The following is a 14672-nucleotide window of genomic DNA, read 5'->3' on the forward strand; positions in this document are numbered from 1 at the left end:
ATCCGCGCATTATTTTGACTGAACGTTGAAGTCTGGAGTCTCTGCATGAAAGTAACACTGCCCGCGTTTGGCAAGGCCGCTGTGCTGGTTGTCGGCGATGTGATGTTAGACCGCTATTGGTACGGCCCGACCAGCCGGATCTCACCGGAAGCCCCGGTGCCGGTGGTCAAAGTGGATACCATTGAAGAGCGTCCGGGCGGCGCGGCCAACGTGGCGATGAATATCGCTGCACTCGGTGCGGACTCGCGCCTTATCGGCCTGACCGGTGCAGATGACGCTGCGCGCGTGCTGCGCGAAACGCTGGCGCAGGTGAAGGTTGAGTGCGATTTCGTCGCCCTTGATAGTCATCCGACCATCACCAAACTGCGCGTGCTGTCGCGCAACCAGCAGCTGATTCGCCTCGACTTTGAGGAGGGCTTTGAGCAGGTCGACCCGCAGCCGATTCACGATCGCCTGCGTCAGTCGCTGGCACAGGCGGGCGCGCTGGTGCTGTCTGATTATGCCAAAGGCGCGCTGAGCAGCGTGCAGACCATGATTCAGCTGGCGCGTGCGGCGCAGGTGCCGGTACTGATCGACCCGAAAGGCACCGATTTTGAACGCTATCGCGGCGCGACGCTGCTGACGCCCAATCTGTCCGAGTTCGAAGCGGTGGTCGGCAAGTGCAAAAGCGAAGAGGAGATTGTCAGCCGCGGTATGCAACTGATCGCCGATTACGATCTCTCCGCGCTGCTGGTGACGCGTTCGGAAAACGGGATGACGCTGCTGCAGCCGGGCAAAGCGCCGCTGCATCTGCCCACTCAGGCGCAGGAAGTGTATGACGTGACCGGTGCCGGCGATACGGTGATCGGCGTGCTGGCCGCAGTGCTGGCTGCCGGTGAAAGTCTGGAAGATGCCTGCTTCCTCGCCAACGCTGCGGCTGGCGTGGTGGTCGGCAAGCTCGGGACTTCTACCGTCAGTACCGTGGAGCTGGAGAATGCGATTCACGCGCGGCCGGACAGCGGCTTTGGCGTGATGACCGAAGCCGAGCTGAAAGTGGCGGTGGCGCAGGCGCGCCACCGCGGTGAGAAAGTGGTGATGACCAACGGCGTGTTCGACATCCTGCATGCCGGCCATGTCTCTTATCTGGCCAACGCGCGCAAACTGGGCGATCGCCTGATCGTGGCGGTCAACAGCGATGCTTCCACCAAACGTCTTAAGGGCGAAACCCGCCCGGTGAACCCGCAGGAAAACCGCATGATCGTGCTGGGTGCGCTGGAGGCCGTAGACTGGGTGGTGCTGTTTGAAGAGGATACGCCACAGCGGCTGATTGCCGAAGTGCTGCCGGATCTGCTGGTGAAAGGCGGTGATTATAAGCCGGAAGATATCGCGGGCAGTAAAGAGGTGTGGGCCAACGGCGGTGACGTGCGCGTGCTCAACTTTGAAGACGGTATCTCCACCACCAACATCATCAAAACCATTCGCAATCAGTAAACACGTAACCGGCGGGAGCGAACTCCCGCCGCGTAAACCTTACTGAGGCGTATCGATTTTGCCTGCCGGATCTGGCGTGATCACTGCCGGAGCCGGGGCCGCCGGACTTTCGCTCTCCAGCTTCGCCAGACGCTGCTCCAGCGCCGCCAGTTTTTCACGCGTGCGCAGCAGCACCTGGGTCTGCACGTCAAACTCTTCACGATTAACCAGATCCATGCGGGTTAACTGCGCCTGCAATACCTGACGAATTTTCTTTTCCACATCGTCGCCAAAGTCGCGAATACCTTTTGGCATCGCTTCGTGCACCTGGCGCGCCAGTTGTTCAATTTTTTTCGTGTCGATCATGGTTGTTTCCTGGTTACGGTGGCTGATAACAGCGCGTGTTCCGACTCATCAAGCATTAAGTGTAATGCCAGAAACGAAAAGGTTAAACCCGAAATCCGCAACGCATGAAGTGCAAAAGCATTTGCACTTTTGTTGATTGCCCGACCAGGTGATTGGCGCTATAGTAATTTCGCTTATTCTCAGGGCGGGGCGAAATTCCCCACCGGCGGTAAATCAGCTTCGGCTGAAAGCCCGCGAGCGCTTTCGCTGTACAGTGAAAGGTCAGCAGATCCGGTGTAATTCCGGGGCCGACGGTTAAAGTCCGGATGGGAGAGGGTAACGACATCAGCCGGGCTGCGCCCGCGTCACGTTATTGCCATGTGTTTTCTACGCACTCCTAAGCTCGCCCTGGTTCTGGTAACTCATATTTTATTAATAAGGTTTTTTTACCATGAATCAGACGCTTCTTTCTGAATTTGGCACGCCGGAACAGCGTGTAGAACGCGCCATTGATGCGCTGCGCAACGGGCGCGGCGTGATGGTGCTGGACGATGAAAATCGCGAAAACGAAGGCGATATGATCTTCGCCGCCGAAACCATGACCGTTGAACAGATGGCGCTGAGCATTCGTCACGGCAGCGGCATTGTCTGCCTGTGCATTAACGAAGCGCGCCGCCAGCAGCTGGATCTGCCGATGATGGTAGAGAACAACACCAGCTCTTACGGCACCGGTTTTACCGTGACTATTGAAGCGGCCAGCGGCGTGACGACCGGCGTATCGGCCACCGACCGTATCACCACCATCCGCGCTGCGATTGCCGATGACGCTAAACCGTCCGATCTGAATCGTCCCGGCCACGTATTCCCGCTGCGCGCGCGCGACGGCGGCGTACTGGCGCGCGGCGGCCACACCGAAGCGACGCTCGATCTGGTGACGCTGGCGGGCTTCAAACCTGCGGGTGTGCTGTGCGAACTGACCAATGATGACGGCAGCATGGCGCACGCGCCGGAAGTGATTGCGTTTGCGAAGCAGCACGCCATGCCGGTGGTGACCATTGAAGACCTGGTGGCCTGGCGCCGCCAGCATGAAACCCGTCAGGCCAGCTAAGCCGACGTGAAATAAATAAGGCCGGATGTGATGCATCCGGCCTTTTTTTATGATTAACGGCTGGCGTAAAAAACGTGATTGCCTATCACCACGGTACGCTGGAAGGCGTGGCGCCACGCGGGTCTGGCGCTGTGCGCATGAAAGAAGGTCGCGCCCTTTGTCACATCCGCCAGCTTACCCTCGACAATCCGCTGGGCCAGGCGCTGCGCGCGCTGCCAGCTTTTGTCATGCTGCGGCGGATGGCGATGGGGATGTTTGTGCAGAGACGTCCAGGAGAACTGTTTGGGTGCGTACACCACCGGACAGATCTCTTTGACGTCCCAGTTAGCCCGGTTCATGGTGACAGTGCCGACGGCAATCTGTCCCTTCACCGGTTCGCCGCGCGCTTCATGATAGATATTCATCGCCAGGCATAAAATGGCTCCCTGAATTAACATAACACTCCACTGCTTTCTAAGAGTCGCGTGGAGTGTAATGAGCCCGCCGTCGGGTGTTAACAAGACCCGTCTCGACTACGCCTTAACAAGTCTAAGTCGTTGAGAGTTAAGGCCGAAGTGGTGGTGAAAGAGACGAATCTCGCGTCAGCCTACCCCGCTGGTTTGCAGCAACGTCAGGCTCAGGCCCATCACCGTCATGCCGCACAGTACGCCGTAGCTGGGGTTGTTATGCGGGTCGATTTCGCGCGCCAGCGGCATCAGTTCATCCACAGACAGCGCCACCATAATGCCCGCCACCGCCGCCATGATGGCCGCAATCATCACCGGTGAGACCGCCGGCCCCAGCAGCAGAAAGGCGATAATGCCGCCAAGAATCTCCGCCATGCCGGACAGGCAGGCCCAGAAAAGCGCTTTGGCTTTCGAGCCGGTGGCGGCGTACATCGGTCCGGCCACCGCCAGCCCTTCCGGAATATTGTGGATCGCGACGGCCAGCGCGATGCCCAGCCCCAGTTCCATATCGCTGCTGGCGGTGACAAAGGTGGCAATGCCTTCGGGAAAGTTATGCAGGCTGATACCGAGCGTCAGCAGGATCGCGGTACGTTTCAGGTTGGTGGGGCGGCGATTGACCGCCATCAGATCCTGCGGATGCTGGTGCGGCAGCAGGCGATCCATGGCGAAATAACCCAGCAAACCGAGCATGAACATGCCATAGCCGAGCACCGGCGACATGCCTTCCGCATGCAGCGCGGCGGGCAGCATCTCCATCAGGGAAATCAGCAACATGATGCCGGCGGCAAAGCCGAGCGCAAAGGCCAGTACGCGGTTCGACGGCTTTTGACCGAGCACGCCAAAAATCGCGCCGACAAAGGTGGCACCGCCAGCCAGGATGGTTAGCAGCAGAGGTACTGACATGATGGGCTCCTTAATGATAATGATTACCAGTTACAATATAGTTAACCCCATAAAATATCGAGTTATTTAGCGTAAAGTTATGTCGGCAAAATCTTGTTCAAATTTGCTGATAAACATCATCATGCTTATCAGCGTTTTTCCCCTGGCGAAAGCGCGTATCGTGACAGTCATTAACGCGATCCCGACGCCAGAGGATGAATAATGACCCGCATGCCCGCTCTGTTTCTCGGCCACGGCAGCCCGATGAACGTATTAGAAGACAACCGTTATACCCGCGTATGGCAGCACCTGGGCGAAACCCTGCCGCGTCCGCGCGCTATTCTCGCCATCTCGGCGCACTGGTACACGCGCGGCACGGCGGTGACGGCAATGAGCAATCCGCGCACCATCCATGATTTTGGTGGCTTCCCGCAGGCGCTGTTCGACGTGCGCTATCCGGCGCCGGGTTCGCCAGCGCTGGCACAGCGCGTTATCGATCTGCTGGCGCCGGTGGCGGTGCAGGCCGATCAGCAGTGGGGCTTTGATCACGGCTCGTGGGGCGTGCTGGCGAAGATGTATCCACAGGCGGACATTCCGCTGATTCAGCTCAGCATCGATGGCACCCAGCCGGCGGCGTGGCATTTTGTGCTGGGACGTAAACTGGCGGCGCTGCGTGACGAAGGCGTGATGCTGGTGGCCAGCGGCAACGTGGTACATAACCTGCGCATGATTCGCTGGCAGGGCGCGGAAAGCGCTTATCCGTGGGCGGAGAGCTTCAACCAGTTTGTGCGCGATAATCTGGACTACGAAGGCGAGGCGGTGCAGCATCCGCTGGTGAATTTTCAGCAGCATGAAGGCGCGCAGCTGGCTAACCCGACGCCGGAGCACTATCTGCCACTGCTGTATGTTCTCGGCGCGCGTGCTGAAGGTGAGGCGGTGAGCATCCCGGTGGAAGGCATGGAGATGGGGTCGATCAGTATGCTGTCAGTGCAGGTTGGCTGACACCTGCGCCGCCCGCAGACCGGGCGGCACGTGCGTTACTCAATGAAGGTGTGCGGATAGAAACGCGACAGATCCTGGGTGATCAGCGCACGATCTTCCCGCAGACCGATACCGGCAGGCTGATCGTCAATCAGCCAGCTGCCAATCAGCGTATAGCTGTCACGAAACTTCGGCAGCGGCCAGAACTGCTGGACGATCATGCCCTCTTCGCCATAAGGGCCGTCGGCGCGCGCGATTTCCTGACCGTTTTCCACGATGGTGATATTGGCACCTTCGCGGGAAAACAGCGGTTTCACCACATATTTGTCCATCTGCGGCGCGCTGGCATCATCGGCAAACCAGGCGGGAAGCAGGTTAGGATGGTTGGGGAACATCTCCCACAGCAGCGGTAACAGTGCTTTGTTGGAGAGAATGCTTTTCCACGCCGGCTCCAGCCAGCGCACGCCGGCATCGGCCAGCTTGGTCGAGAACATCTCGCGCAGCATGAATTCCCACGGATAGAGCTTGAACAGGTTGCTGATCACCTGATCGTGCTGATCGGTAAACTGACCTTTTTCGCCCAGCCCGATCTCATCAATGTAGAGAAATTCACTCGGCAGGCCGGCTTCAGTGGCGCAATCCTGCAGATACTGTACCGTGGCGCGATCTTCTTCCGTATCGCGGCAGCAGGCAAAGTGCAGCCAGTTAAAACCGTGCTGCTGGTGCAGCGTGGCGAAGCGCGCAATCAGCTGCTCCTGCAGGCTGTTGAATTGATCGCTGCCCTGCGGCAGGTTGCCGGCGTTGAGCTGATCCTCCAGCCAGATCCACTGGAAAAACGCCGCTTCGTACAGCGAGGTTGGCGTATCGGCGTTGTTCTCCAGCAGCTTGATCTCGCCTGTGCCATCCCACGCCAGATCGAGGCGTGAATAGAGCGACGGCTGACGCTGCTGCCAGGATTCGCGCACGAAATCCCAGGTGTGTTTCGGAATGCAGAAACGGGTGAGCAGCGCTTCGCTGTTCACCACTTTTTCTACCGCCTGCAGGCACATCTGGTGCAGTTCCGCGGTGGCCGCTTCCAGCTGTTCAATCTGCGCCAGCGTAAACTGGTAATAAGCGTCTTCGCACCAGTAGGGTTCGCCATACATGGTGTGAAACTGAAAGCCGTACTCGGTCGCCTTTTCGCGCCAGTTCGGACGTTCGCTGATAGCAATACGTTGCATGCGCGGGCTTAGCCTCCCAGCGAGCGGCTGCCGGTGCTGGTGGCACTGCTGCGCTGCATGGTGTTCTGTTTGGCTACCGTCTCACCAAAGCCGCCACGGGTGATGGTGGACGTAGTGGCCGGTTTTGGCGCCAGCGCGGTTTTCGGCACGTTTACCTTCCGGCCCGAGGTGGCCGCACCGTAGTTCTTGCCGGAAGCATCAACAAACTGGCCGTTAGCCGGGCTGTTAGGGGTTTTTGGCGAGAATAGTGGCTGCTGCGCAAAGCCGGCACCGCCGCCCATCAGACGACCCATCATGTAGCCGGCCATCAGAGGCATCCAGAAGCTGCCGCTCTGCTGCGCTTCAGCGTTGTTCGCCGTGGTACCGACGCCCGCCTGTGCCGGGGTTTGCTGACACTGGTTTTCGCCGAATTCCGCGACACAATCTTCACGCGTGGCGTATTTTGGCGCGGTGCGCTCAGCCTCTTTCAGCGCGTTGTTGTAAGCGGTGGTGCACTGAGCACTCTGGCCCGGATTGGCTTTCGCACAATCATCGGCGTTCTGGTACATCGAAACCGTTTCATCGCTCTGTTCGCAGCCTGCCAGCATAAACACGGCGGTGACCGCCAGTGCGACCGGCGTTAAATGGCGTGCCTGCCAGCTTTTACGGAAAGCGGCATGACGAATATTTTTTGTCCGTTTCATTATCTTCATCCTGTGCCCAAAGGTGGGGCTTAGGATAGGTGATGAGTGGTGGAAAATGAAGCGGGAAGCCGGGTGGCAAGGGGATCTTTACGTTGTTATACGTTTGAATGCGAAAGGGGCCGCAAGCGGCCCCTTGAAGGCTTAATTAGCGAAAGGATTGGCGCTGTTACGTGCCGCGGCCGGACGGGCCTGAGCGGCGGCGGACGCGGAGGTCGCTTTCGGGCCGTTATCCACGCGCGCGGCCTGCTGGCTGTTTTCCGGCGCGACCACTTCTGGTGAGGTCGTCACTTCTTTGCCCAGCGTGCTGTTCAGCTGCTGCAGATCCTGCTCGTTCAGCGTGCCCAGCGCATATTTAATGTTCAGCTGGTTGATCAGGTAGCTGTAACGCGCATTCGACAGCTGCTGTTTAGCGTTAAACAGCGTAGTTGTCGCGTCTAACACGTCAACGATGGTACGCGTACCCACCTGATAACCGGCTTCCGAGGCATCTAATGAGCTCTGCGCCGAGATTACCGACTGTTTGTAAGCGTCGATGCTGCTGATCGAAGCGTTTACGTTGTTGAACGAAGAACGAACGGTCTGGATCGCGCTACGGTGCGCGCCTTCCAGCTGCTCGCTGGCGGCGACGAAGTTGTACTGCGCCTGTTTCACCTGCGAAGTCACTGAACCGCCGCTGTACAGGGGCAGTGAGAAGCTCAGGCCAACCTGGTTGGAGCCGGTGATCGAGTCAGTGGTACCGGCGCTCTGATTAGCGCGGCTGCCGCCGTATTTGCTGTTCGACAGACCGGTAGAAGCGGTCAGATCCAGCGTCGGCATGTGGCCAGACTCGGCGGAGCGAATCTGCTCACGCGCCAGGTCCTGGCTCAAACGGGCAGACAGCAGGTTGAGGTTACGGCTCTCAGCCTGTTTCAGCAGACTGGACACCGCTTCCGGACGCGCCGTTTTGAAACGATCGATATTCAGTGACGCCAGCGACAGATAATCCATACCGGTGATCTGACGCAGCGATTCCACCGCGTTATCCAGGTCGTTACGCGCGGTCACTTCGTTGGCCAGCACGCTGTCGTATTGAGCACGGGCGTTCTGCACATCGGTGATGGCCACCAGACCGACGTTAAAACGCTGAGTGGTCTGATCCAGCTCGCGGTAGATCGACTGTTTCTGCGCTTCAGTGTAAGAAAGCGTATCAATGGCCTTCAGCACGTTGAAATAGGCGGTTGCGGTGTTCAGGATCAGATCCTGCTGCGCTACCTGATAAGTAACGTCCTGAATGCCGGCCGTTTTTTCCTGCAGCGTCAGCGCACGCCATTTCGACATGTCGAAAATCGTCTGCGTTAATTGCAGCGAGGCGCTGGTCGTGTTGGAATGGAGACCGCTGTTGTCGCGATAGCCGCTGTTATAGGTATAATCTGCACCCAGACCCAACTGCGGCAGCAACGGGCTACGCGCTTCGTTAATTTTCTCAAAAGCAGCGTCGCGATCGGCGGCTGAAGCACGCAGATCCGGGTTGCTGAGGCGCGCCTGCTGGTAGACCTGCAACAGGTTTTCTGCCTGGCTGGCAAGGCTGAAACCGCCCAGGCTCAGTCCAATAAAAAGTGGGAGCAGTTTTTTCATTTGCATTCCTTGTGTTGCAGCAAATGCACAGAGAGTGTGCTGCAGGTAAGCCAAAAAATAATCGCCGATTCTACAGAGGCGGCGTCAGAGATAAGTTGGCTGAACGTGCCTTCTCCCCCTAATTTACGTAAATAATTCAGAAAGAACCACTCGGACGGAGCACAAGGGTTGGCTTTTCTTCGCTCCATCCCAATCTGCATAAGGAACCAGATGATGGCGGGTGAAAAAAAATCCCCTGTGACTTTCACAAAAAACGATGTAGAAATTATTGCACGCGATACTCGCTACGATGGTTTTTTTTCCATCGTCAGTTACCGCTTCCGCCACCGCCGTTTCAATGGCGACATGAGCGGTGAAGTGGTGCGCGAAGTTTTTGAGCGCGGACACGCTGCCGTGCTGCTACCCTATGATCCCCTGCGCGACGAAGTAGTGCTGATCGAACAGATCCGCATCCCGGCCTATGATTCCAGCGCCACGCCCTGGCTGCTGGAGATGGTGGCCGGCATCATTGAACCGGGTGAAACGCCGGAAGATGTGGTGCGTCGTGAAGCGGTCGAAGAGGCTGGCCTCAAGGTTGGCCGCGTCAAACCGATAGTGAATTACTTAGCCAGCCCCGGCGGAACCTCTGAGCGTTTGTCGGTGCTGGTGGGCGAAGTGGATGCCAGCCAGGCAGAGGGAAATCACGGGCTGGAGGAAGAGAATGAGGATATTCTTGTGCATGTGGTAAGCCGCGAACAGGCTTATCGCTGGGTGGAAGAGGGGATTATTGATAACGCGGCATCTGTCATCGCTCTGCAATGGCTGGCGTTGCACCATGAGAAACTAAGAGAAGAGTGGAAGCCAACATGAAACAGCGCTATACCCCTGATTTCCCCGAAATGATGCGTCTGTGCGAAACCAATTTCGCTCAGCTGCGCCGCCTGCTGCCGCGCAGTGACGAGGCAGGTGCGTCGGTGATGTATCAGGTGAACGGCGCCAGTTATCAGCTGACTATTGAAGAGTCGACGCGCTATACCACGCTGGTGGAGATCCGCCAGGTGGCACCCGCAGTGAGCTACTGGAGCCTGCCGTCCATGTCGGTGCGGCTCTACCATGATGCGATGGTGGCTGAAGTGTGTTCCACTCAGCAGATCTATCGCTTCAAAGCGCGCTATGATTATCCTAATAAAAAATTGCATCAGCGCGATGAAAAACATCAGATTAACCAGTTCCTTGCCGACTGGTTGCGGTACTGCCTGGCGCACGGCGCGATGGCCGTGCCGGTGTGCTGATAGCGATACCCTGAATCCGCACGGGTATATAACGCAACGATAGCGTGGAGAGAAAGGAAACGCTTTGGATAGCCTGCTAACTCTTCCTGCGGCAAATGGGTCCGATATCAGGATTTTACAAATTACGGATACCCATCTTTTCGCGGGAAAACATCAATCGCTGCTTGGAGTGAATACCTGGTCGAGTTTTGATGCGGTGCTGGACGCCATCGCGGCGCAACAGCGCGATTACGATCTGATTATCGCCACTGGCGATCTCGCCCAGGATCACACCGTCGAAGCTTATCAGCATTTTGTTGCGGGCATTGCGCGTCTGCCGAAGCCGTGCGTCTGGCTGCCGGGCAATCACGATTTTCAGCCGGCGATGGTGGATACGCTGGCGCAGGCCGGCATCGCCGCGGACAAGCATGTGCTGCTCGGCGAGCACTGGCAGCTGGTGCTGCTGGACAGCCAGGTTTTTGGCGTGCCGCACGGCATGCTGAGCGACTATCAGCTGGAGTGGCTGGACCGCACGCTGCGTCAGTTCCCCGATCGCTACACGCTGGTGCTGCTGCACCATCATCCGCTGGCCTCTGGCTGTACCTGGCTTGACCAGCACAGCCTGCGCAATCCGCATCAGCTGGATGCGGTGCTGCAAAACTTCCCGCTGGCGCGCCACCTGGTGTGCGGCCACATTCATCAGGAGCTGGATCTCGACTGGCACGGCCGCCGCGTACTGGCGTCGCCTTCAACCTGCGTCCAGTTCAAACCGCACTGCACCAACTTCACCATTGATACCGTGGCGCCCGGCTGGCGCTGGCTGACGCTGCAGGCGGATGGCACGCTGCACACCGAAGTGAATCGTCTGCAGAGCGATCTGTTCCGTCCGGATCTGGATTCCGAGGGCTACTAAACCATGGCGGCGCTGATTTATCTGCACGGATTCAACAGCTCACCGCAGTCGGCTAAAGCGACGCAGTTACAGCAGTGGTGTCAGGCGCAGCATCCGCACATTGAGGTGCTGGTGCCGCAGCTGCCGACTTTTCCCGCTGAGGCTGCTGCGCTGCTGGAAGAGCTGGTGATGCAGTATGCCGGGGAACCGCTCGGGCTGGTGGGGTCATCGCTCGGTGGTTATTTTGCCACCTGGCTGTCGCAGTGTTTCATGCTGCCGGCGGTGGTGGTGAATCCGGCGGTGCGGCCGTTTGAACTGCTGGTGGATTATCTGGGTGAAAACCGGAATCCCTACACCGGCCAGCAATATGTGTTAGAGTCTCGCCACATTTACGATCTGAAAGTGATGCAGATTGACCCTCTGGAAGCGCCCGATCTACTCTGGCTGCTGCAACAAACCGGCGATGAAGTGCTCGACTATCGCCAGGCGCTGGATTACTACAGCGCGTGCCGTCAGACGGTAGAAGAGGGCGGCAATCATGCCTATATCGGATTCGAACGCCATTTTGCGCAGATGATTGATTTTCTGGGACTGAATACTCCCTGATGCTGCGGGATGGGCCCATTTTCCTATTGCTAATCAGACTGTTACGATGAGCCAATCTAGCTATAATGCTGACGCCATTGAGGTTTTAACCGGCCTCGAACCGGTACGTCGCCGTCCGGGCATGTACACCGATACCACACGCCCTAACCATCTGGGCCAGGAAGTGATCGATAACAGCGTCGATGAGGCGCTGGCCGGTCACGCCAAACGCGTGGAAGTCATCCTGCACGCCGATCAGTCGCTGGAAGTGATCGATGATGGCCGTGGTATGCCCGTCGATATCCACCCGGAAGAGGGCGTGCCAGCGGTCGAACTGATTCTCTGTCGCCTGCACGCCGGCGGTAAATTCTCCAACAAAAACTACCAGTTCTCCGGCGGTCTGCACGGCGTGGGGATTTCGGTAGTGAACGCCCTGTCGAAGCGTGTGGAAGTCACGGTGCGCCGCAACGGTGAGATTTACCAGATCGCCTTCGAAAACGGCGATAAAGTGCAGGATCTGGCGGTGATTGGTACGGTAGGCAAACGTAACACCGGCACCAGCGTTCACTTCTGGCCAGACGAAAGCTTCTTCGACAGCCCACGCTTCTCGGTCTCCCGCCTCAAGCACCTGCTGAAAGCCAAAGCGGTGCTGTGCCCGGGCGTCGAAATTGTCTTTAAAGACAAGGTGAACGATACCGAGCAAACCTGGCTGTATCAGGATGGTCTGACGGATTACCTGAGCGAAGCGGTGAACGGCCTGCCAACGCTGCCAGAAAAACCGTTTGTCGGCAGCTTTGCCGGTGATGTGGAGGCGGTCGACTGGGCGCTGCTGTGGCTGCCGGAGGGCGGCGAGCTGCTGACCGAAAGCTACGTCAACCTGATCCCAACCATGCAGGGCGGAACGCACGTTAACGGCCTGCGTCAGGGCTTGCTCGACGCGATGCGCGAATTCTGTGAATACCGCAATATTCTGCCGCGCGGCGTGAAGCTGTCGGCGGAGGATATCTGGGATCGCTGCGCCTATGTGCTGTCGGTCAAAATGCAGGATCCGCAGTTTGCCGGACAGACCAAAGAGCGTCTCTCCTCACGCCAGTGCGCGGCGTTTGTCTCGGCGGTAGTGAAAGATGCCTTCAGCCTGTGGCTCAACCAGAACGTGCAGGCTGCCGAAATGCTGGCCGAGCTGGCGATCTCCAGCGCACAGCGTCGTATGCGCGCGGCGAAAAAGGTGGTGCGTAAAAAGCTGACCAGCGGACCGGCGCTGCCGGGCAAGCTGGCCGACTGTACCGCGCAGGATCTGAATAAAACCGAACTGTTCCTGGTGGAAGGGGATTCTGCGGGCGGCTCCGCCAAGCAGGCGCGCGACCGCGAATATCAGGCGATCATGCCGCTGAAAGGCAAGATCCTCAACACCTGGGAAGTGTCGTCGGATGAAGTGCTGGCGTCGCAGGAAGTGCATGATATTTCGGTGGCGATCGGTATCGATCCGGACAGCGAAGATCTCAGCCAGCTGCGCTACGGCAAAATCTGTATCCTCGCGGATGCCGACTCCGACGGCCTGCACATTGCCACACTGCTGTGCGCGCTGTTTGTGAGGCATTTCCGCTCGCTGGTACAGCAGGGCCACGTCTATGTGGCGATGCCGCCGCTGTACCGCATCGACCTCGGTAAAGAGGTGTATTACGCGCTTGATGAAGACGAAAAAGAGGGCGTGCTGGAGCAGCTGAAGCGGAAAAAAGGCAAGCCGAACGTGCAGCGCTTTAAAGGTCTGGGTGAGATGAACCCGCTGCAGCTGCGCGAAACCACGCTCGATCCCAACACCCGTCGTCTGGTGCAACTGACGGTCGACGAAGAAGACGTCGAGCAGACGTTACGGATGATGGACATGCTGCTGGCGAAGAAACGCTCGGAAGACCGCCGCAACTGGCTGCAGGAAAAAGGCGACCTCGCCGACCTCGAAGTGTGATGCAAACGGGACGCTGCGGCGTCCCTTTTTTATGCCGGCAACACGCGCTATCGCTGCCCGTCCCGATCTGTCCCATCGCCGCATGTCCGTTAATAAAAACCGCGTGTGCGCGGCACAACAAGGCCGCCTGCTGACCCGGGTCAGCGATAATCCCTGCGTTTTGCTGCATTGTGGTATCCTGCCGCTGCTGAACGTGGAGCAATCTACCTCAGCAGCCGTGAGAACGAGGCTAAGACCGGTCTCGAAGTAGCAATGCGCTGAGGTAGGAAGAGTGAAAATCACACTGGAAGAGTTACGCGCCTGGGTCGCGGTGGTGGATACCGGTTCGATTACCGCCGCAGCGGAACAGCTGGATCAAACCAGCTCCGGCATCAGCCGGGCGCTGAGCCGCCTCGAAAGCAAACTGCAAACCACGTTGCTGCACCGCACCACGCGTCGCCTGGCGCTGACCGAAGAGGGGCTGATTTTTCTCGATCACGCGCGGCAAATCCTCGCGTCGGTGGAGCAGGCCGAAGAGCATATCGCGCAGCGGCGCGACATTCCCTCCGGACGGCTGCGCGTCAACGCCAATACGCCATTTACCCTGCATGTTATCGTGCCGCTGGTTGCCGAATTTTGCGCGCGCTATCCGCAAATTCAGCTGGAGCTGAACACCGATGACATTGTCATCGACCTGCTTGAGCAGCAAACCGATATCGCTATTCGCATTGGTGAACTGCGCGACTCCACGCTGCGCGCGCGCGTGCTGGGCAGCAGCGCGATTCGCCTGCTGGCCAGTCCGGCCTATCTGGAAAAAGCCGGCGCGCCACAGAGCGTGGAAGATCTGCTGACACACCAGCTGCTGGGATTCAGCCAGCTGGACGCGCACAATGTCTGGCCGGTATGGCAGCGTGAAGGCGAGTTTTTGCGCATCAAACCCACGCTGTGCGCATCGAGCGGCGAAACCCTGCGCCAGCTGGCGCTTGCCGGCCAGGGCATTGTGCGGCTATCGGACTTTGTCAGCCGCGAGGATCGCGCCAGCGGCCGGCTGGTGCAGGTGCTGGAAAATGACACGCGCGAACTGCGCCTGCCGATTCACGCGGTGTACTATCGCAACCAGTCGCTCAGTTCCCGCATCACCTGTTTTCTGGATTTTTTACGGGAAAAAATTCAGGAAAATCATCTGTTATAGTCCTGTTCTGTTTGAATAACCTTTCCTGTTATGTTCTGCCCTCATCGATAAAAACGCTTTAATTCAATCGGTTAATGATTTAG

Annotated in this window: 15 protein-coding genes and 1 riboswitch; of the genes, 9 read left to right on the plus strand and 6 right to left on the minus strand. The window is 58.2% G+C overall.

Annotation, left to right across the window (positions count from 1 at the left end):
* Nucleotides 1-45: 45 nt before the first annotated feature.
* Nucleotides 46-1470 (plus strand): bifunctional D-glycero-beta-D-manno-heptose-7-phosphate kinase/D-glycero-beta-D-manno-heptose 1-phosphate adenylyltransferase HldE, encoded by a 1425-nt coding sequence (gene hldE, locus AC6I79_RS02765; RefSeq protein WP_498006712.1) that lies wholly within the window; start codon nucleotides 46-48, stop codon nucleotides 1468-1470.
* 39 nt (nucleotides 1471-1509) lie between these two features.
* On the opposite strand, the gene ubiK is transcribed toward hldE, so the two are convergent.
* On the minus strand, nucleotides 1510-1815 hold the full coding sequence (ubiK, locus tag AC6I79_RS02770; RefSeq protein ID WP_010618705.1) for a ubiquinone biosynthesis accessory factor UbiK: 306 nt from the start codon (nucleotides 1813-1815) through the stop codon (nucleotides 1510-1512).
* A 171-nt stretch (nucleotides 1816-1986) separates the two neighbouring features.
* Nucleotides 1987-2136, plus strand: a riboswitch (FMN riboswitch).
* A gap of 109 nt (nucleotides 2137-2245) precedes the next feature.
* Between ubiK and ribB the strand changes: the two genes are divergently transcribed.
* Nucleotides 2246-2902 carry a 3,4-dihydroxy-2-butanone-4-phosphate synthase gene (ribB, locus tag AC6I79_RS02775; RefSeq protein WP_481657323.1) on the plus strand — a complete coding sequence of 219 codons (657 nt, stop codon included), beginning with the start codon at nucleotides 2246-2248 and terminating at the stop codon, nucleotides 2900-2902.
* A gap of 53 nt (nucleotides 2903-2955) precedes the next feature.
* Here ribB and AC6I79_RS02780 read toward each other — a convergent pair whose 3' ends face one another.
* Nucleotides 2956-3339, minus strand: coding sequence for a cell wall hydrolase (locus AC6I79_RS02780; protein WP_021509619.1), 384 nt, complete (start codon nucleotides 3337-3339; stop codon nucleotides 2956-2958).
* Nucleotides 3340-3483: 144 nt separating this feature from the next.
* Complete coding sequence (zupT, locus tag AC6I79_RS02785; protein WP_021509618.1) at nucleotides 3484-4251, minus strand: zinc transporter ZupT; 768 nt, start codon at nucleotides 4249-4251, stop codon at nucleotides 3484-3486.
* Nucleotides 4252-4452: 201 nt separating this feature from the next.
* Between zupT and ygiD the strand changes: the two genes are divergently transcribed.
* Complete coding sequence (gene ygiD, locus AC6I79_RS02790; protein WP_498027542.1) at nucleotides 4453-5232, plus strand: 4,5-DOPA-extradiol-dioxygenase; 780 nt, start codon at nucleotides 4453-4455, stop codon at nucleotides 5230-5232.
* Nucleotides 5233-5267: 35 nt separating this feature from the next.
* Here ygiD and AC6I79_RS02795 read toward each other — a convergent pair whose 3' ends face one another.
* The 3 genes from AC6I79_RS02795 to tolC all read right to left on the minus strand — a co-directional run bounded on the left by AC6I79_RS02795 (nucleotide 5268) and on the right by tolC (nucleotide 8728).
* A complete protein-coding gene (locus tag AC6I79_RS02795; RefSeq protein WP_498027543.1) occupies nucleotides 5268-6431 on the minus strand; it encodes a glutathionylspermidine synthase family protein in 1164 nt (387 codons plus the stop codon).
* A gap of 8 nt (nucleotides 6432-6439) precedes the next feature.
* Nucleotides 6440-7114, minus strand: coding sequence for a DUF1190 family protein (locus AC6I79_RS02800; RefSeq protein ID WP_498027544.1), 675 nt, complete (start codon nucleotides 7112-7114; stop codon nucleotides 6440-6442).
* A gap of 141 nt (nucleotides 7115-7255) precedes the next feature.
* On the minus strand, nucleotides 7256-8728 hold the full coding sequence (gene tolC, locus AC6I79_RS02805; RefSeq protein WP_058776524.1) for an outer membrane channel protein TolC: 1473 nt from the start codon (nucleotides 8726-8728) through the stop codon (nucleotides 7256-7258).
* A 213-nt stretch (nucleotides 8729-8941) separates the two neighbouring features.
* Here tolC and nudF point away from each other — a divergent pair, with 213 nt between their 5' ends.
* The 6 genes from nudF (at nucleotide 8942) to AC6I79_RS02835 (ending at nucleotide 14589) form a co-directional block, all read left to right on the plus strand.
* Complete coding sequence (nudF, locus tag AC6I79_RS02810) at nucleotides 8942-9577, plus strand: ADP-ribose diphosphatase (protein ID WP_021509612.1); 636 nt, start codon at nucleotides 8942-8944, stop codon at nucleotides 9575-9577.
* The gene (locus AC6I79_RS02815) at nucleotides 9574-9999 is read left to right on the plus strand and encodes a DUF1249 family protein (RefSeq protein WP_021509611.1); all 426 of its coding nucleotides are present in this window, start codon (nucleotides 9574-9576) and stop codon (nucleotides 9997-9999) included. The genes nudF and AC6I79_RS02815 overlap by 4 nt, the downstream gene beginning before the upstream one ends.
* A gap of 64 nt (nucleotides 10000-10063) precedes the next feature.
* Complete coding sequence (gene cpdA / locus AC6I79_RS02820) at nucleotides 10064-10891, plus strand: 3',5'-cyclic-AMP phosphodiesterase (protein WP_031280131.1); 828 nt, start codon at nucleotides 10064-10066, stop codon at nucleotides 10889-10891.
* Between the two features lie 3 nt (nucleotides 10892-10894).
* Nucleotides 10895-11476, plus strand: coding sequence for an esterase YqiA (yqiA, locus tag AC6I79_RS02825; protein ID WP_058771368.1), 582 nt, complete (start codon nucleotides 10895-10897; stop codon nucleotides 11474-11476).
* A gap of 46 nt (nucleotides 11477-11522) precedes the next feature.
* Nucleotides 11523-13418, plus strand: a complete 1896-nt coding sequence (gene parE / locus AC6I79_RS02830) for a DNA topoisomerase IV subunit B (RefSeq protein WP_021509608.1) — start codon at nucleotides 11523-11525, stop codon at nucleotides 13416-13418.
* A gap of 271 nt (nucleotides 13419-13689) precedes the next feature.
* Nucleotides 13690-14589 carry a LysR substrate-binding domain-containing protein gene (locus tag AC6I79_RS02835; RefSeq protein ID WP_058776526.1) on the plus strand — a complete coding sequence of 300 codons (900 nt, stop codon included), beginning with the start codon at nucleotides 13690-13692 and terminating at the stop codon, nucleotides 14587-14589.
* The last annotated feature ends 83 nt before the right edge of the window (nucleotides 14590-14672 follow it).

This window comes from gamma proteobacterium symbiont of Scutellera amethystina (genome assembly GCF_059730845.1).